18 protein-coding genes are annotated in these 16,326 nt (G+C 73.3%); 13 read left to right on the top strand and 5 right to left on the bottom strand.

The genetic code is table 11. The features are described from left to right. Positions 1 to 229: 229 nt before the first annotated feature. The 8 genes from ACGF3I_RS06610 (at position 230) to ACGF3I_RS06575 (ending at position 5,975) form a co-directional block, all read left to right on the top strand. Entirely contained in the window at positions 230 to 1,414 is a 1,185-nt protein-coding gene (locus ACGF3I_RS06610; RefSeq protein WP_393129485.1) for a helix-turn-helix domain-containing protein, read from the top strand. A gap of 241 nt (positions 1,415 to 1,655) precedes the next feature. Then, a complete protein-coding gene (locus tag ACGF3I_RS06605) occupies positions 1,656 to 2,150 on the top strand; it encodes a hypothetical protein (RefSeq protein WP_393129484.1) in 495 nt (164 codons plus the stop codon). Further along, positions 2,147 to 2,365: a hypothetical protein gene (locus ACGF3I_RS06600; protein WP_393129483.1), complete on the top strand. Its 219-nt coding sequence runs from the start codon at positions 2,147 to 2,149 to the stop codon at positions 2,363 to 2,365. Before ACGF3I_RS06605 ends, ACGF3I_RS06600 begins: the two co-directional genes overlap by 4 nt. After that, positions 2,358 to 2,552, top strand: coding sequence for a hypothetical protein (locus ACGF3I_RS06595; RefSeq protein ID WP_393129482.1), 195 nt, complete (start codon positions 2,358 to 2,360; stop codon positions 2,550 to 2,552). Before ACGF3I_RS06600 ends, ACGF3I_RS06595 begins: the two co-directional genes overlap by 8 nt. 136 nt (positions 2,553 to 2,688) lie before the next feature. Then, complete coding sequence (locus ACGF3I_RS06590) at positions 2,689 to 2,892, top strand: hypothetical protein (RefSeq protein ID WP_393129481.1); 204 nt, start codon at positions 2,689 to 2,691, stop codon at positions 2,890 to 2,892. Between the two features lie 193 nt (positions 2,893 to 3,085). Continuing rightward, positions 3,086 to 3,967, top strand: a complete 882-nt coding sequence (locus ACGF3I_RS06585; protein WP_393129480.1) for a class I SAM-dependent methyltransferase — start codon at positions 3,086 to 3,088, stop codon at positions 3,965 to 3,967. 114 nt (positions 3,968 to 4,081) lie between these two features. Further along, positions 4,082 to 5,074, top strand: coding sequence for a GlxA family transcriptional regulator (locus tag ACGF3I_RS06580; protein WP_393129479.1), 993 nt, complete (start codon positions 4,082 to 4,084; stop codon positions 5,072 to 5,074). A gap of 304 nt (positions 5,075 to 5,378) precedes the next feature. Next, positions 5,379 to 5,975: an isochorismatase family protein gene (locus tag ACGF3I_RS06575; RefSeq protein WP_393129720.1), complete on the top strand. Its 597-nt coding sequence runs from the start codon at positions 5,379 to 5,381 to the stop codon at positions 5,973 to 5,975. Between the two features lie 57 nt (positions 5,976 to 6,032). On the opposite strand, the gene ACGF3I_RS06570 is transcribed toward ACGF3I_RS06575, so the two are convergent. Together ACGF3I_RS06570 and ACGF3I_RS06565 are read right to left on the bottom strand one after the other, a co-directional pair. Further along, entirely contained in the window at positions 6,033 to 6,728 is a 696-nt protein-coding gene (locus tag ACGF3I_RS06570) for an alpha/beta fold hydrolase (RefSeq protein ID WP_393129478.1), read from the bottom strand. A 159-nt stretch (positions 6,729 to 6,887) separates the two neighbouring features. After that, the gene (locus ACGF3I_RS06565) at positions 6,888 to 8,135 is read right to left on the bottom strand and encodes an MFS transporter (protein WP_393129477.1); all 1,248 of its coding nucleotides are present in this window, start codon (positions 8,133 to 8,135) and stop codon (positions 6,888 to 6,890) included. Between the two features lie 234 nt (positions 8,136 to 8,369). On the opposite strand from ACGF3I_RS06565, the gene ACGF3I_RS06560 reads away from it, so the two are divergent. From ACGF3I_RS06560 to ACGF3I_RS06540, 5 genes are all read left to right on the top strand, one after another. After that, positions 8,370 to 9,392 (top strand): LacI family DNA-binding transcriptional regulator, encoded by a 1,023-nt coding sequence (locus ACGF3I_RS06560; RefSeq protein ID WP_393129476.1) that lies wholly within the window; start codon positions 8,370 to 8,372, stop codon positions 9,390 to 9,392. Between the two features lie 55 nt (positions 9,393 to 9,447). Further along, positions 9,448 to 9,744: a hypothetical protein gene (locus tag ACGF3I_RS06555; RefSeq protein ID WP_393129475.1), complete on the top strand. Its 297-nt coding sequence runs from the start codon at positions 9,448 to 9,450 to the stop codon at positions 9,742 to 9,744. A 143-nt stretch (positions 9,745 to 9,887) separates the two neighbouring features. Further along, entirely contained in the window at positions 9,888 to 11,072 is a 1,185-nt protein-coding gene (locus ACGF3I_RS06550; RefSeq protein WP_393129474.1) for a thiolase family protein, read from the top strand. A gap of 236 nt (positions 11,073 to 11,308) precedes the next feature. Beyond that, positions 11,309 to 12,745 (top strand): benzaldehyde dehydrogenase, encoded by a 1,437-nt coding sequence (locus tag ACGF3I_RS06545; RefSeq protein ID WP_393129473.1) that lies wholly within the window; start codon positions 11,309 to 11,311, stop codon positions 12,743 to 12,745. Positions 12,746 to 12,877: 132 nt separating this feature from the next. Continuing rightward, positions 12,878 to 13,801 carry an AEC family transporter gene (locus tag ACGF3I_RS06540; RefSeq protein ID WP_393129472.1) on the top strand — a complete coding sequence of 308 codons (924 nt, stop codon included), beginning with the start codon at positions 12,878 to 12,880 and terminating at the stop codon, positions 13,799 to 13,801. A gap of 11 nt (positions 13,802 to 13,812) precedes the next feature. Here the strand turns inward: ACGF3I_RS06540 and ACGF3I_RS06535 are convergent, their stop codons facing one another. The 3 genes from ACGF3I_RS06535 to ACGF3I_RS06525 are packed head-to-tail and all read right to left on the bottom strand — an operon-like array spanning position 13,813 to position 16,321. Then, entirely contained in the window at positions 13,813 to 14,757 is a 945-nt protein-coding gene (locus ACGF3I_RS06535) for an endo alpha-1,4 polygalactosaminidase (RefSeq protein WP_393129471.1), read from the bottom strand. After that, positions 14,754 to 15,416, bottom strand: a complete 663-nt coding sequence (locus ACGF3I_RS06530; RefSeq protein WP_393129719.1) for a spherulation-specific family 4 protein — start codon at positions 15,414 to 15,416, stop codon at positions 14,754 to 14,756. The genes ACGF3I_RS06535 and ACGF3I_RS06530 overlap by 4 nt, the downstream gene beginning before the upstream one ends. Next, the gene (locus tag ACGF3I_RS06525) at positions 15,413 to 16,321 is read right to left on the bottom strand and encodes an NAD-dependent epimerase/dehydratase family protein (RefSeq protein WP_393129470.1); all 909 of its coding nucleotides are present in this window, start codon (positions 16,319 to 16,321) and stop codon (positions 15,413 to 15,415) included. The genes ACGF3I_RS06530 and ACGF3I_RS06525 overlap by 4 nt, the downstream gene beginning before the upstream one ends. Positions 16,322 to 16,326: the final 5 nt, after the last annotated feature.

The raw sequence follows: 16,326 nt of genomic DNA, 5'->3' as shown, positions 1-16,326 counted from the left end.
GCCCGGACCGGACGCGGATCGGGCTGCTCACTGCTCAACCTGGGCTGCGCGCGGGCCGCGTCACCACGGCCGCCGCCAACGTGCCGAGCGCATCGGCCTTTCAGTCCTCGATCTGACCCCCGGCGGCCCACACGAAAGCCCCACTCCCGCAAGGGGAATGGGGCTCGTCGTGTCCTCGCGGAGCCGACCGCGAGTACCGTTCTGGTGTCGAGTCAGAACAGGAGCCAGTATGCACGCTCTACCTCATGACCACACCGGCGCTCGCATCAAGCGGTTGCGCCTCGAGCGGCACCTCACTCAGAAGGCCCTCGCCGACCTCTCGCAGATCTCGTACAGCACCATCACGAAGATCGAGCAAGGCGTCATCCCGGCGTCGCCCCACATCATCAGCGTCGTAGCCCGGGCCCTGCACGTCGACGTCGCCTCCGTCACCGGCCAGCCGTACACGACCGAGCTCCGTGCGGACGAACTCGACGTGCTGATAAGGCCGATCCGGGAGGCCCTCGACGTCTACGACCTCGGCGCCGACCCCGACATCACGCCGCGGGCACAGCAGCGCCTGGCCCAGGACGCCGAGGCGCTGCTCGTCTCCGTCCGCGCGGGCGAGATCAAGCAGGTCGCCGCCAACCTGCCGGGCCTGATCCAGGAGGCGACCACCGCGGCGCACCTCGCGCCGGGCCGCGAGAGGTGGCTTCTCCTCGCCAGCGTCTACCGCACCGCCTACGACGTCACGTCGAAGCTGGGGTTCTACGACCTCGCGACGATCGCCCTGTCCCGCATGGACTGGGCGGCGCAGCGCGGCTCCGACCCGGTGATCGGCGGCATGTACCGCTACATGCGCGCCCTCACCTACCTGCGCGACGGCCAGTACCGCACCGGCGAGCGCCTCGTCAGGCTCGGCATGTCCACCCTGGAGCAGGCCGACCCCGGCCGCGAGCGCGACGCCATGACCGGCCAGCTGCACCTCGGCGCGTCGGTCATGGCCGGACGGTCGAAGGACAAGACGGCCGCGCTCGGCCACCTCGACGAGGCGAAGCGCATCGCGGCCGGGACCGGCGAGGCGGTCTCCGTGCACTGGCTGGCGTTCGGCCCGACGAACGTCTCCGTCCACCGCGTCTCGGTGCTCGCCGAGTTGGACGAGTACGGGGACGCCACGCAGGCCGCGCGCGGCCTGACGATCCCTCGGGACTGGCCGGCGTCGCGGCGCAGCCACCACTACGCGGAGGTGGCCCGGGCGCAGATGTGGACGGGTGAGCTGGACGCGTCGTTCCGCAATCTCCTTCAGGCGCGGAAGGCGGCGCCGCAGCAGGCGCGCTATCACCCGACGGTGCGGGAGACGTACGCGGGGCTGGAGGCGGCCAGGCGGCAGCTGCCGGACTCCTTCCTGTCGTACGGCTCCTGGCTGCACGTGTAGCGCTGCGTCAACCGGTGGCCCCAACTGTCAATAAATGGGTGGTAGTTGGGGCCTTGTCGCGGGTGCACCATGTCGTCACCAGCCCCGATGACATGGAGCCGACCATGGTCACGCGCCTCACCGCTGAGGGTCTCAACCGTCGCCGCGTCATCCACGACACCGCCGGGATCCCGACCCCTCGTCAGTACCCCGCACCACTGTCCAGCCTGACGCCGCGCGCTGCACGACAGGTGTCGGCCCGGTGACGGCCACAACAACCGGGCACCAGGCGGTCGCCGCCTGGCTCGCCAGCAGCCTCAACCGGCCAGAGGACGCCTATCGCCAGTGGGCAGACAGACACGTCGCCCTCCTCGCGCTCGGCCGCCGCTTCTCCGCCGTCCGCCTGGCCCATGAGCTGCTGTACGCAGTTGCCGCCCAGGACTCGGCGACCACGGACGCCGTTCTGCGCAAGCTGCACGGGCCCGTCATCCACGACGCGCGCAACCGGCAGTTCTACGCCCTGGTGCCGTCGTCACCGCCGGGGGCCGCCATCGGCCCGTGCGCCGCCTACCTCGGCCTCGGCCACTACCTCGGCACGCCTCGCCCGGGAACCGACGAGCCGGACGGGCCCCTCGCCACTTACTGGGCCGTGCCCATGACGGCGCCCGGCGCCCTGTGCGATCCCCTCCGCGTCACCGGTCTGGTCACGGCAGGCATCACCGCGCTGGACACCCTCGATGGGCTGGGCGAATCGTGAGTGACTCGCCGGCCAGGACCAACTACGTCACCCCGGAGTGCCGCGAGGCCCGCAACCTGTACTGGCGGGGCGGGCACCTGCACTGTCCCGGCCCGCTCGAAGTGCGGCAGCCGTCGAACGCCGTGGCGGTAGAGGTGCTCACGTGCGCCTGCCCCTGCCACGATGTCCCCACCACTCCGCCGCACGGCCTCCTGCCAGACTGGCGTCATGACTGACACGCCATGGGTCACCCCGCCGAAGAATCCGCCGGCCCAATGCATCAAGTGCAAGGGCACGGCGGTGGTTCTCACAAAGGCGGCCCACCCCGAAACCGGAGAGTTGCAGTGGCGTCTCACCTGCCTGGACTGCCGCGTCGCATGGCCGCAGGACCAGCACGGTGGGCACCCCGATGAGTACGCCTAGGAGGAACGATGTTCCTGCACGCCCGTAAGTTGCTCCAACGCCTCGCGCACTTGGCGAACTCCTGCCCCGGATGCGGCGGCAAGTCGTTTTACATGACCCCGGATGGCAAGAGCCACTGCATGGACTGCGGGCACGAGTGGTGACGCCCCCAGCGGTCAGCGGCGAACTCACCGACGAGATGGCGTGGGCCCGGTTGTACGACCTGGCGCTCAGTGTCGCCGAGGAGCACGGCGCAACCATCCCGGAGAGCGCTCGAGCTGTCGGGCCCTATCGGTTCATGCAGGCCATCACCGACATGGACAACGGCCTGACCCTGTCATGGGAAGGCCGCAAGGCATGACATGGGACGGAACCGCCGGCCCCTCTCCTGCACGAGGTCGGCGAGGGCACGCCGATGGCATCAGCGATACGGATCAAGCTGTCAAGGAGCGGGCCGGCGCGGCCTTGCGCGGATGGCAGCCGAACGGGGCATCGTCTTGCGCATTCGGAAGCGCGTCCTGCCGTACGCGCACGACCGGCCTAGCGTGGGCCGCATGAGTCACGCAGCCCCGCGCACCACCCACGCCGCCCCCACCCCGCACGTCACGCACGCCCACGTCCAGCACGACGGCGACGCCGAGGCCGAGGTGCTCGATCTGGACGCCGCCGTCCTCGCCGAGCACATCGCCTCCATCACCGGCTCGCTGCCCTTCGCCCGCGCCCCGCGCCACATCGTGGACCTGGGCTGCGGCACCGGAACCGGCACCTTCGCGCTCCTCGTCCGGTTCCCCGGCGCCGAGGTCACCGCCGTCGACACCTCGGCCGATCATCTGGCCCGCCTGCGGGCGAAGGCCGAGGCGAACGGGGTGGCCGACCGGGTGCGCACCGTACGGGCCGACCTGGACGGCGAGTGGCCGGACCTCGGCACGCCCCAACTGGTCTGGGCCTCGGCCTCGATGCACCACATGGCCGACCCGGACCGAGCCCTGCGCAAGGTCCACGACCTGCTCGCCCCCGGCGGCCTCTTCGCCGTCGTCGAACTGTCCGGCTTCCCCCGCTTCCTGCCCGAGGACGCCCCGCGCGAGCGCCCGGGTCTGGAGGAGCGCTGCCACGCCGCGAGCGAGCGCCACCACGACGAGCTCGTGCCGCACCGGGGCGCCGACTGGGGACCGATGCTGACCGGGGCCGGCTTCACGGTCGAGGAGGAGCGCACCATCACCGTCCATCTGGACCGCTCCCACAGCGACGCCGTCGGCCGCTACGCCCTGCACAGCCTCCGGCGCATGCGCCCCACCGTGGAGCAGGAGCTGCCGGCCGAGGACCTGGCCGTGTTCGACGCCCTCCTCGACACCGGGGGCCCGCACAGCATCCTGGACCGGGACGACCTCGCGGTCCGCACCGAACGCAGCGTCTGGACGGCCCGGCGCGGCGACTGAGGGCCCGTCGGACGGACACACCCCGGCCGGCGCCGGTGCCGCGGCGCCCCGATGTCCGGATGTGACAGGGAAGCGTCATTGCGGCCACCGGGGCCGGGCCGTGAGGATGGGGTCATGCCCCGAACCCACCGGGTCGTCATCGCGGTCTTCCCCGATGTCGACCTCCTCGACGTCACCGGCCCCGCCGAGGTCTTCGCCCTGGCCAACCGTGAGACCTCGGGCGAGGCCGGGTACGAGGTCCGTCTCGCCGGGCCCGTCGGGGGCGAGGTGCGCACCTCGGCCGGGGTGCGGCTGCTCGCCGACCTGTCCTTCGCCGAAGTCGGCCCCCGCGTGGACACCCTGCTCGTGCCGGGCGCGGTCGACCTCACCGACGCGGGGCCCGTGGCGCGCATCGACCCGGACGTCGTGTCCTGGGTGAAGGAGACCGCCCCGCACGCTCGGCGCGTGGCGTCGGTGTGCGTCGGCGCGCACGTCCTGGCGGCGGCCGGGCTGCTCGACGGCCGGACGGCCACCACGCACTGGTCGACGGCGGCCCAGCTCGCCGCGGACCACCCCGCCGTCACGGTCGACCCGGACCCGATCTTCGTGCGCACCGACCGGGGGCGGGTGTGGACCGGCGCGGGCATCAGCGCCTGCCTCGACCTCGCGCTGGCCCTGGTCGCCGAGGACCAGGGCGAGGAGGTGGCGCTCGCCGTGGCCCGGCAGCTGGTCATGTACCTGCGGCGGCAGGGCGGCCAGAGCCAGTTCTCGGTGCCGCTGAGCCGGCCCGCCACCTCGCGCCGCGACATCGACGAGCTGCGCCTGTGGATCGCCGACCACCTCGGCCAGGACCTGTCGGCCGAGACCCTGGCGGCCCGGATGTGCCTGAGCGAGCGGCACTTCGCCCGGGTCTTCAAGCAGGAGACCGGAGCGAGCCCCGCCGCCTACGTGGAGGCCGCCCGGGTCGAGGTGGCCCGGCGCCTCCTGGAGACCACCGACTGCCCCCTCGACCAAGTGGCGGACGCGGCCGGGCTCGGCTCGGTCGAGACCCTGCACCGGGCATTCAAACGGCAGCTCGCGACCACGCCGGCCGCCTATCGCCGCCGCTTCCGCACCCAGCCGGCCTGACCCCTCCCGCCCGGACGCCCTCCCCTCCCCACCAACTCCCGCCCCATCGCGCGAACGCGCCTTTCACGCGAACGCGGCTTTGAGCGAGCCCGACGGCTTCGCCATGCCCGCGCCCGCGACCCCAGCCGTGAGGAAGCCCGCAACCGGCTCCCTCGACACCCCGTATCAACTCCCTTACGAGAGGCCCGAGATGACCACCAACGAGATCACCTCCAGCTACGAGACCACCGCCACCCACACGAACACCGCCACCCACACGAACACCGCCACCCACACGAACACGGCCACCCAGCCGTCCGCCACCCTGCGGGACGTCATCGGCCTGGACGGGCAGCCCGCCCGGCTCGGCGAGTCCGTCCTGGTCCTGATCGACTACCAGAACACCTACCGCACCGGCGTGATGGCCCTGGACGGCGCCGAGGAGGCACTCGCCGCCGGGGCGCGCCTCCTTGAGCGGGCCCGGGCCGCGGGGACGCCGGTCGTGCACGTCATCAACGACGGGGGCGAGGGCAGCCCGTACGACATCCGCGCCCACATCGGCGCCCTCAGCGACGAGGTGGCGCCCGTGGAAGGGGAGGCGGTGGTGGTCAAGCAGTTCCCCAACTCCTTCCACCTCACGGAACTGGAGCAGACCCTGACCAAGCTCGGCGCGGCCCCGGGCAGCGGCAAGGACCTCGTCCTGGCGGGGTTCATGACCCACATGTGCGTCAACTACACGGCGCAGGGCGCCTTCAACCTCGGGTACCGGCCCACGGTCGTCGCCGAGGCCACCGCGACCCGGGCGCTCGCCACGCCCGACGGCACGGTGCTGCCCGCCTCCGCGCTCCAGACCGCCGCGCTCACCACGATCACCGATCTGTTCGGGATCGTGGTGCCCACGGTCGACCGGCTGCCGGCCTGAGCCGGGAGGACCGGGACGAGCGGGCGGCCGGGACGGGGGTCCGGCCGCCCGCCCCCGTCAGATCCAGCCGTCGAGCGAGGCCATGAAGCCGTCGAAGTCGTCGCGGTGGATGGTGTGCCCCGCGCCCTTGACGGTACGGACGGTGAAGCCGCGCGCCTCCAGGCGGGCCGCCTCGGCCGCGTCGTACAGGAAGCTCGCGTCGGCGAACTGCACGAGCGAGGGTACGACGGCCTTCTCCGGCGCCATGTCGCTGCCGAACATCGGGGCGAGGCCGAGGGCGCTGTTCTCGTCCCAGAGCCGCAGGGTGGCCAGCTCGATGTCCACGTCCTCGTCCTCCCAGCGCGGATTGAGCCCGGTGACCGTCGCCCGGTCGACCGCCTTGAACTGGGCGAACAGCTCCGGACTCAGCTGTTGCTCCTGGGAGTTGACGTGCCAGGCCGGGTCCGAGTACACCGCGCGGGCCGGCCGCAGACGCTCGGCCGCCAGTGAGAGCGAGAGCCCGCCCAAAGAGTGGCCGATCGCCAGCTCGGCCCCGGCGGGGAGGGTCTCGACGAGGTCGTCGGCGAAGAGTTCGGCGCTGTACTCGCCGCGCCCGCTCGCGCCGTGGCCCCGCAGGTCCACCGCGATCACGCGGTAGCCCCGCCCGGCGAGCGCGGGGCCCACCTTCCGCCAGGTGCGGTGGTCGGCCATGATCCCGTGGATCAGGAGCGCGACGCGGTCGCCCTCTCCCCAGGTGTGGGTGTTGAGCTGCACGGTGTTGCCTTTCGGTACGGGTGGTGCTGTCGAACGGGGGGTGTGTACGGCCCCGGGGCGGGCGGTGCGGTCAGGCGCGGGCCCGCCCCGGAACCGTACGGATACGGATCCCGGCTCGGCCACCGTCAGGGGTGCGCGGGACCGGAATCCGTACGTCTGTCAGCGCACGGACCTGATCGGGCGCACCGCGAGGGCGCCCAGGACCGACAGCGCCGCTCCGGCCAGGAAGAGCGCGGTGTAGCCGCCGCTGACCGAGACGATCAGGGAGGCCGCGAAGGGGGCGACGATCTGCGGGCCGGCGTTGGCCACGTTCAGGATGCCCATGTCGCGGGCGGCGTCCTCTGCCGTGGGCAGGACCAGGGTGACGAGCGCGGTGTCGACCGCCATGTAGCACCCGAAGCCGAGCCCGTTGACGACCGCGAACACGATCATCGCGGACCAGCTAGCCGAGACCGCGGGGACGACCAGGGCCGCGGCCGACAGCGCGGCCGAGGCGCCGACGAACAGCTTGCGCCGGTCGTAGCGGTCGGACAGCCGGCCGCCGAGCACGGTCGAGACCACCATGGCGAGCGCGTTGACCGGCATCAGGATCGCCACGGCGTGCTCGGGGGCCAGCCCCGCGGGCAGCCGGGTGTGGTCCTGGAGGATGTAGAGCTGATATCCGGCCACCGCGAAGTACCCGAGCACCAGCAGCGCCCGGCCGATGAACGCCCAGCGGAAGTCGTGGTCGCGCAGCGCTCCGGTGAACGCGGCGAGCTGCCGGGCAAACGGCAGCGGCGCCTTCGCGGGCCGCCGCTCCTCACGGGTGGCTGTCGTGAAGACGACCGCCGCCGCCGCGACGAGCGCGCCGAACACCAGATAGCCCGTGCGGTAGTGGGCCGAGAATCCGGCGCCGAGCAGCGCCCCGATGACGGAGCCGAACGGCAGGCCGAGCCCGACCGCGGCCGAGGCCCGGCCGCGCGCGGCGGGCGGCACCCGGTCGGGCACCACCGAGGTGAGGGCGGCCTGGTAGACGTTGAGGACGGCCTGGCCCAGACACCACACGACGGTGATGAGCAGGATCGTGTGGACCGTGCCGAGCAGGAACATCACCGGCAGCGCGAGGACGCCGCCGCAGAGTATCCAGGGATTGCGGCGCCCCGAGCGGTCGGAGAGCGCGCCCGCCACCGGGTTGAACACGGTCGCGAAGATCGCCGAGACACCGGAGACGAGGCCGAAGTCGGCGACCTTGTGCGCCGCGTCGATGTGCTCGATCTGCAGCGCGAGCAGCACGCCGGGCACGCCGATGTAGAGGGCGTACATCGCGGTGTTGCCGAGCAGCAGGAGCGGAAGGAGCCCGCGGGCGGGCCGGGAGGCCGGGGCGGGGACGGCCGCGGCGGTGCCGGTGCCGGGGGAGGAAAGGGCCACGCTGCCCTCCGAGGGGGCGGGAAGAGGCGGACGGGGATACGGGTGCGTGCGGGGGCGGAACTCGTCGGCCCCGTGGGGGAGCGGGGGCCGGGAGCGCCCGGGTGACACCGCTGGACGCGGTGGTGAGGGTTCACGGTGACACGTGTCAACGAGCTGCGTAAGCACTGTGTAGCATCGAATTCAGGCCATCCGCTAGACCCCGGCCCGGACGGGTCTGGAAAGATGCCGATCGCGATGAGCCAGACACCCAAGCAGCCTGCCGACCGCCCCGTCCCGACCAGCGCCGACGTGGCGCGTCTCGCCGGGGTCTCGCGGGCGACCGTGAGCTACGTGCTGAACAACACCTCCGCCGTGCGCATCAGCGAGCCGACCCGGATCAAGGTCCGCGCCGCGGCCGAGGAGCTGGGCTATGTGCCGCACGCCGCGGCGCGCAGCCTGCGGGCCGGGCACACCCGGATCGTGCTGCTGCCCACGGCGCACATCCCGGTCGGCCCGCTCTACAGCCGGTTCTTCAATGAACTCCAGTGGGAGCTGCGGCGGCTCGACTACACCGTCGTGCAGTACGGCAGCCTGGGCCTCGGCGCCGACGACGCCGCCCGCGCCTGGGCCGAGCTGCGGCCGGTCGCGGTGGTCTCGCTCGGCGAGATCGAACTCACCCCGCAGGGCGTCCAGCTCCTCAAGCGCTCCGGGGCCAGGGCCGTCATAACGCTGGGTCCGCAGCGCGTCGAGGGCGCCCACGCGCTCGTGATGGACCAGCGCGAGGTCGGCGAGAGCGCCGTCACCCACCTGCGGGAGCGGGGCCGGCGCCGCATCGGCGTCCTGGTGCCCGAGGAGCCCGGGCTCGAACTCTTCTCCCGGCCGCGGCTGGCCGGGGCGCGCAAGGCCGTGCAGGGCACGGACGCGGCCGTCGAGCCGGTGGCCATGGCGTACACCGAACAGTCCGCGGCCGAACTCGCGGGCCGCTGGCGGGAGTTGGGCCTGGACGCGGTGTTCGCCTACAACGACGAGTACGCGATGCTCCTGATGCGCGCCCTGCAGGACGCTGACATCGATGTCCCGGGCGAGACCGCCGTGATCGGCGCGGACGACCTGCTGCTCGGCCGGCTGCTGCGTCCGCGTCTGAGCACCGTCCATGTCGAGATGGTGACCGGCCGCCACCTGGCCGAACTGGTGGACCGCGTGGTACGGGACCCGGACGGCGCCCCCGAGCGCCACGACCTGATGGGCGCGAGGGCGCTGCCCCGCGAATCGAGCTGAGGCGGACTTCGCGGGACGGCGTGCGGGCGCGGGCCGGGGTGTCTAGCGTCGGAGCATGAGCCATCAACCGCACCACCCCGCGCGCCCGCACCCCCAGCGCTTCGAGATCCTGCTCGTGCCCGAACACGTCGAGTCCCGGGGCGCCGCGTCGGTGGCCGACAGCGCCGTACGGTCGGCGGTGGTCGAGGCGACCGGCGAGATGGGCGTCTCGGGCTATCCGCGCTACGCCGGCCATGGCATCGAGGCCGAGATCGACTCCGCGGGGCGGGCGGTCGAGGCGCTGCTCGTCGACGGATCCGAACTCGACATCGGCCTGACCGCCGTCGTCCGCGAGGTCCCCGCGCGCGGCTGACCGCCCGGACGCGAGGGGGCCGTTGACAGCGGACGGCGACGGGCAGAGACTCGGGCGGCAGCCATTCGTGAACATCACTTCACTGGGCGAACAGGCCGCTACGGCGGCCCCGACGTGGTGGAGAGATCCGTGGGAGAGACCCGATGAGCATCCGCGACGTGTACATCGTCGACGCCGTCCGCACCCCGATCGGCAAGTTCGGGGGCGCCGTCGCGGCGGTGCGGCCCGACGACCTCGCCGCACATGTGGTCAGGTCCCTGGTGGACCGCACCCCGGAGCTCGACCCGGCGCGCATCGACGACGTGTACTTCGGCGACGCCAACGGAGCGGGCGAGGACAACCGCGACGTGGCCCGGATGGCCGTGCTGCTCGCCGGGCTCCCCGTCTCGGTGCCCGGCGTCACCGTCAACCGCCTGTGCGGCTCGGGTCTTGAAGCCGTCATCCAGGCGGCCCGCGCCATCGCCGTCGGAGACGCCTCGGTCGCCGTCGCGGGCGGCGTCGAGTCGATGTCCCGCGCCCCGTGGGTCGTGCAGAAGCCCGAACGCGCCTTCCCCGCCGGCCATCAGCAGATGTACTCGACCACGCTCGGCTGGCGCATGACCAACCCGAAGATGCCGGCCGAGTGGACCGTGGCGCTCGGCGAGGGCGCCGAACTGATCGCCGACCGGCACGGCATCACGCGCGAACAGCAGGACGCCTTCGCCCTCGACAGCCACCGCAAGGCCGCCGAGGCCTGGGCCAAGGGCCACTACGACGCCGAGGTCGTCCCCTACGCCGGCGTCGACCTGGCCCGCGACGAGTGCATCAGGGAGTCCTCGACCCCCGAGGCCCTGGCCCGCCTCAAGCCGGCCTTCCGCGCCGGGGGTTCGGTGACGGCGGGCAACGCGTCCCCTCTCAACGACGGCGCGGCGGCGCTGCTCCTGGTCGACGAGGAGGGGCTGCGCGCCACCGGCCGCGAGCCGCTCGCCCGCATCCGCAGTTCCGCCGTGACCGGCATCGAGCCCCAGCTCTTCGGGCTCGGCCCGGTCGAGGCGGTCCGCAGGGCGCTCGCCAAGGCGGGCAAGGGCTTCGGCGACCTCACCACCTTCGAGCTCAACGAGGCGTTCGCGGCCCAGTCGCTCGGCTGTCTCGCCCAGTGGCCGGACCTCGACCCCGCCGTCGTCAATCCGCGCGGCGGCGCCATCGCCATCGGCCATCCGCTCGGCGCCTCCGGTGCCCGGCTCGCCGGCGCGGTCGCCCACCAGCTCGCCGCCGCCGGCTCCGGAACGGGCCTCGCCGCGCTGTGCATCGGCGTGGGCCAGGGCCTCGCCCTCGTCCTGGAGCGCTGAACGGGGCTGTTCCCCACGGGAGTTGGCGTGCCGCACCGAGATCGGGCCAAGCGGTGTGCGCCCGCCCCCTTCCTGCGCGACAACGCGGATCCGCACGGACGGCCGCCGGCGCCCCGCCGAGCGGCGGGGCGGCCTACGATGACGCCGGCGGCGCGGTCCCCGATCCGGGGCCGCCGCCAACTGAGCTGCCCCGTACGGCACTTGCCTCCCCGATCCGAGTGGCTGGAGCGTCCTTCATGACCCTGCTCGACCCCAAGACATGGCAGCCGGCGCCGTTCGCCGGGGGTGAGTACGAGGTCGTGGAACCCGCCACGGGGGAGTCGCTCGGCGCCCTGACCCGGGCCACGGGCGAGGACGTCGGCGCCGCCGCCGCATCCGCCGAGGGGGCCCGGGCCGCCTGGGCGCGCGCCCCGCACACCGAGCGCGCGGCGGTCCTGCGCCGGGCCGGGGACCTGTTCCGGCACCACGCCGACGAGCTGCGGGAATGGCTCGTACGGGAGTCCGGATCGGTGCCGGGCAAGGCCGACTTCGAGCTGCACGTCGCCGCCCAGGAATGCTACGAGGCCGCCGCTCTCGCCTCCCGGCCGCTCGGTGAGGTACTGCCGAGCGAACAGCCCCGGCTGTCCTACACCCGACGCGTGCCGGTCGGAGTGACCGGCGTCATCGCCCCGTTCAACGCCCCGCTCATCCTCTCCATCCGCTCGGTGGCGCCCGCGCTCGCACTGGGCAACGCGGTGCTGCTCAAGCCCGATCCGCGCACCGCGGTCTGCGGCGGCCTCGCGCTCGGCGCGGTGTTCGCCGAGGCCGGGCTCCCCGAGGGGCTGCTGCACGTCCTGCCCGGCGGCGCCGAGACCGGACAGGCGCTGGTCGCCGACCCGCGCGTCCCCGTCATCTCCTTCACCGGATCGACCGCCGCCGGACGCCGCGTCGGCGAGGCGGCCGGACGCCAACTCAAGCGCGCACACCTGGAGTTGGGCGGCAATTCGGCGCTGATCGTCCTCGCGGACGCGGACCTGGAGGGCGCCGTCGCCCAGGCGACCTGGGGCTCCTTCTTCCACCAGGGCCAGATCTGCATGACCACCGGCCGCCACCTCGTCCACGCCTCCCTGTACGACGAGTACGTGGAGCGGCTCACCGCCAAGGCCGACGCCCTGACCGTCGGCGATCCCTACCGGGAGCGGGTGCACCTCGGTCCCGTCATCGACGAGACCCAACTCGCCAAGATCCAGGGTCTGGTGGCGGCCAGCACCGCGCGCGGCGCCCGGCTCGCCGCAGGCGGCGGCCACCGGGGCCTCTTCCACCGCCCGACCGTCCTGGCCGACGTGGACGACCACACCCCGGCCTATGCGCAGGAGGTCTTCGGGCCGGTCGCGCCGGTGCGCTCCTTCGCCACCCTGGACGAGGCGGCGGCGCTGGCCGCGGCCGGCCCCTACGGTCTCTCGCTCGGCATCGTCACCCGCGACACCGCCCTCGGCCTCGCCCTCGCGGACCGCATCCCGACCGGCATCGCCCACATCAACGACCAGACCGTCAACGACGAGGCGGTGGCGCCCTTCGGGGGAGTCGCCGCGTCCGGCACCGGCGCCCGCTTCGGCGGCTCCGCCAACCTCGACGCGTTCACCGAACTGCGCTGGACCACCGTGCGCCGCGAACCGGCGGACCACCCCTTCTGAGCCCTTCGGGCACCGGCCGGGCGCGGACCCCGCAGTGCCGGCGGAGTCCGGCGCGGACCCCGCGGCGCCGACGGTGTCCGGCCTCCGGGCCCCGGTCGCGCCGGGCGGACACCGCTCGGGCATCCTTGGCCGGTGAACTCGGTACTCTCCGGCTTTCTGCCCATCTGGATCATCACGGGGCTCGGCTGGGCCGCGGGGAGGTTCCGTCTGCTCGGCGACGGCGCCCAACAGGTGCTCGGACGCTTCGCGTTCACTTTCGCCATGCCGTCGCTGCTCCTCCTGACGACGGCGAGGTCGCGGCCCGGCGACCTGGCGCAGCCGGGGGTCGCCGTCTTCGCGCTCAGCCTGCTCGCGGTGTTCGCCGCCGGCCTCGTCGCCGCCGGACGGCTCTTCCGGCGCAAGAGGGCCGAGCAGGCGATCGGCGCGATGGCCGCGTCCTATGTGAACTCCGCGAACCTGGGCATCCCGGTCGCCGTGCACGTTCTGCACGACACGTCCTTCATCGTGGCCGCCGCCCTGTTCCAGATGCTGTTCATCACCCCGCTGATCCTCGTCCTCATCGAGCTCGACGTACGCCGCGACGCGGGCCGGCGGCTGCCGCGGATGCTCCAACTCCCGCTGCGCAACCCGGTGGTCGGGGCCTCGGCCGCCGGGATCGCCGTTGCCGCGTCCGGTCTCCGCCTGCCCGAGGTGGTGACCTCGCCGCTCACCATCCTGGGCGGCGCGGGCGTGCCCGCCGCCCTGTTCGCGCTCGGCATGTCCCTCACCGGCCGGGCCGCGGCCGACCCGGGGGAGCGGACCGAGCGCGCGCTGCTGGTCACCCTGAAGACCGCCGTCCAGCCGCTGCTCGCCTACGGGCTCGGCCGGTGGGCGTTCGGGCTTGGCGGCCACGAGCTGTTCGCCGTGGTGCTCTGCGCCGGGCTGCCCACCGCGCAGAACGCCTTCATCTTCGCCTCCGAATACCGCCTCGACACGGCGCTGCCCCGGGACGCGGTGCTCCTGTCCACCCTCCTGTCAATGGCGTCCCTCTCCCTGATCGCGGTGCTGCTCGGCTGAGTCCGCCACCCTCAGCAGGGCCGCCGCCAGGCGTCCAGTTTGAGGTTCTTGCGCATTGAGGAGAGCCCGAGCCTGCCGGACTCGGCGCAGAAGTCCTCGTTCGCCAACTCGTACTCCACGTGGAACACCGCCTTGCCGGCCTTGACGAACGGCGTGAGGCGGGCGCACTCGCCGTACTCGGCGCACTGCTCGTTGACCGCGAACTCGAAGTCGCCCACCAGCTCCGGGATCTGCTGGAGGTCGTTCTTGAGCCCCACCGCCAGACCCCGCGCGTGGGCGATCTGCGCGAGCATGCGGTTGTACGCCAGCTGGTCGGCGGACGTGAGCGGGAAGCCCGTCTTGTTGGCGTAGCCGTCCATCAGATCGGGCTCGACGCCGTCGAAGCCCTTCTGCCGGCACATGTCGAAGCGGCGCTCCATCAGGGGGCGCAGTACGTCGATCCGCCGGATGTCGAGCCAGCGCTCACCGTCCCAGCCGTTGTTCTCGCCCCGTACCGAATCCGGGAAGTCCCCCTTGTCCGAGCGGAAGTTCTCCCAGGCGCCCGCGTTGATGTAGCAGATCGCCCTGCGGCCCCGGCGGTGCAGCTCGGCGACGTCGGCCGCGGTGTTCTCGAAGCCGTCGATGTCGTACACCGGCACATCGGGCCCCTCCTGCACCCGCCCGTTGAGCTGCCACTGCCACGCGGTGCCGGGCTTCGGCTGCCACACCTTGGGTTTGGCCGAGGGGGCGGGTGCCGACGGCGCGGAGGACGGGGAGGACGCCGACGGCGAGGGCGTACCCGTCCTGCCGGGGGAGTGGGAGGGGCCGGGAGTGCTGGTGACGGTGGTCGGCGCGGGCTCGTCCGGGCCGTCCGCGTCGTCGTCCGACGGCCCCGACGAACAGGCCGTCGCGAGGAGCAGCAGGACGAACGCGGTGCTCAGGAGCGCGGCCGAGCCGCGCGTCTCGGTGCGGTTCATGGCGTCTTTCCGGGAAGCGCGGGCGGCAGCGCCGCCCAGGGATTGGGCAGCTCGCGCTCGACCACGCAGCACACACCGGCCCCGCGCTCGCCCGGTGTGCGCAGCGCGAGCGCGAGGAGCGCCCCCGGCACTCCGTACACCAAGTGGCAGAGCCGGTCCGGGGGTTGGCGGTCGGCCCAGGAGGGCCGGGTGAACGCGGACACATAGGTCGTCCAGTGTCCCTCGAAGGTGACGACCAGGTCGGCCAGACGCAGATAGCCGGGCGCCGGATGCACCCCCGGATTGAGCACCAGCGTCGAGGCCCCGGCCCGCCGCGCCGCCCGGGTGGCCCGCCGCACGAACGGCAGGCCCGTACGGTCGGCGGGGGCCCGGTCGAAGAAGCACCCGTCGACGCCGTACCAGGCGCGATGGCATTCGACGTCCCGCACCACGTCGTCGAGCGGCCGGGCCCCGTAGTCCAGGTCGACATAGCCGAGCACCCGGACGCCGGCCGAGCGCAGAGCCTCGACGGGCCCGGTGAACGCGGAGTCCGGGGCGGCGCCCGGCCCGTCGGCCGTGTTCAGCACCACCCCGTACAGATCGTCCGCCGCTTCGGCGAGCCGCCGCCAGGCGGCCGGATCCTCGGCGGGATGGACGTACAGCGGAACCAGCAGCATCAGTGCACCGGTTCCCGGTCCGGCTCGGCCCGTACCGCCGCCCACAGCGCGGACACCGAATCGGCGAGGGTGTACCGGGGCGACCAGGCGAGGGCGGTGTGCGCGGTGCCCGGGTCGGAGCACTGCCAGGGCACGTCCGCCGAGCGCGCCGAGCCCTCCGCGTTCTCCTCGATGTGGCCGCGGAAACCGGCCGCCCGGGCCAGCTCGTGCACCAGCTCCCGGACCGGGACGGCCTTTCCGCCGGCGATGTTCAGGACGGGCGGCAGCGGGCCACCGCTGGTGGCGGCGAGCACCGCCGCGTGGGCGACGTCGCGGGCGTCCACGAAGTCCCGGTGCGCCGAGAGGTCGCCCAGCCGTACCGAGGCCCGGGGCCCGAGGTCGCGCAACTGCCGGGCCAGGCGCCCCGGCAGCCCGGCGGCCGGGGCGCCCGGCCCCACCGGATTGGTGATCCGCAGCACCACGGCGTCGAGCCCGGAGGAGGTGACCGCCACGCTGCCCGCCAGTTTGGTCGCCCCGTACAGGGTGACCGGGCGGGCCGGGGACTGCTCGGTGACGCGCTCCCCGATCCCGCTCGGCCCGTACTCGGCCGCCGAGCCGAAGTGGACGAGCCGTGCGCCCGGCGCCGCCTCGCGCAGCGCCGCGCACAGCACCGCGGGACCGCGGACGTTGGCCTCGGCGAGGGCCAGGGCCTGGGGACCGACCGCGCCCGCGCAGTTGATGACGGCGTCGGGCGCGAACGAGAAGAGCCGCTCGGCGAGTTGACCGGGGGCGACGGTGGCGAGGTCGACCACGAGGTCCGAGGCCGGGCCCCGGCCCGCGCCGAAGAACCGCACGCCGGGCAGGGCCCGCAGCTCCTGGGCGACATGGCCGCCCAGGTAGCCGCTGTGCCCCAGTACGAGGATGCGCATGGGAC

The sequence above is a fragment of the Streptomyces sp. NPDC048111 genome, from assembly GCF_043202815.1.
GTDB lineage: Bacteria > Actinomycetota > Actinomycetes > Streptomycetales > Streptomycetaceae > Streptomyces.
The sequence above is the reverse complement of the archived record's forward strand: the minus strand, read 5'-3'. Positions and strand labels throughout refer to the sequence as shown.

Bases quoted from the DNA above. Each gene is read 5' to 3' on its own strand.
- ACGF3I_RS06580 (WP_393129479.1), top strand. From the start codon at position 4,082: ATGCCCCGAACCCACCGGGTCGTCATCGCGGTCTTCCCCGATGTCGAC.
- ACGF3I_RS06550 (WP_393129474.1), top strand. From the start codon at position 9,888: ATGAGCATCCGCGACGTGTACATCGTCGACGCCGTCCGCACCCCGATC.
- ACGF3I_RS06560 (WP_393129476.1), top strand. From the start codon at position 8,370: ATGAGCCAGACACCCAAGCAGCCTGCCGACCGCCCCGTCCCGACCAGC.
- ACGF3I_RS06610 (WP_393129485.1), top strand. From the start codon at position 230: ATGCACGCTCTACCTCATGACCACACCGGCGCTCGCATCAAGCGGTTG.
- ACGF3I_RS06545 (WP_393129473.1), top strand. From the start codon at position 11,309: ATGACCCTGCTCGACCCCAAGACATGGCAGCCGGCGCCGTTCGCCGGG.
- ACGF3I_RS06595 (WP_393129482.1), top strand. From the start codon at position 2,358: ATGACTGACACGCCATGGGTCACCCCGCCGAAGAATCCGCCGGCCCAA.
- ACGF3I_RS06555 (WP_393129475.1), top strand. From the start codon at position 9,448: ATGAGCCATCAACCGCACCACCCCGCGCGCCCGCACCCCCAGCGCTTC.
- ACGF3I_RS06525 (WP_393129470.1), bottom strand. From the start codon at position 16,321: ATGCGCATCCTCGTACTGGGGCACAGCGGCTACCTGGGCGGCCATGTC.
- ACGF3I_RS06535 (WP_393129471.1), bottom strand. From the start codon at position 14,757: ATGAACCGCACCGAGACGCGCGGCTCGGCCGCGCTCCTGAGCACCGCG.
- ACGF3I_RS06585 (WP_393129480.1), top strand. From the start codon at position 3,086: ATGAGTCACGCAGCCCCGCGCACCACCCACGCCGCCCCCACCCCGCAC.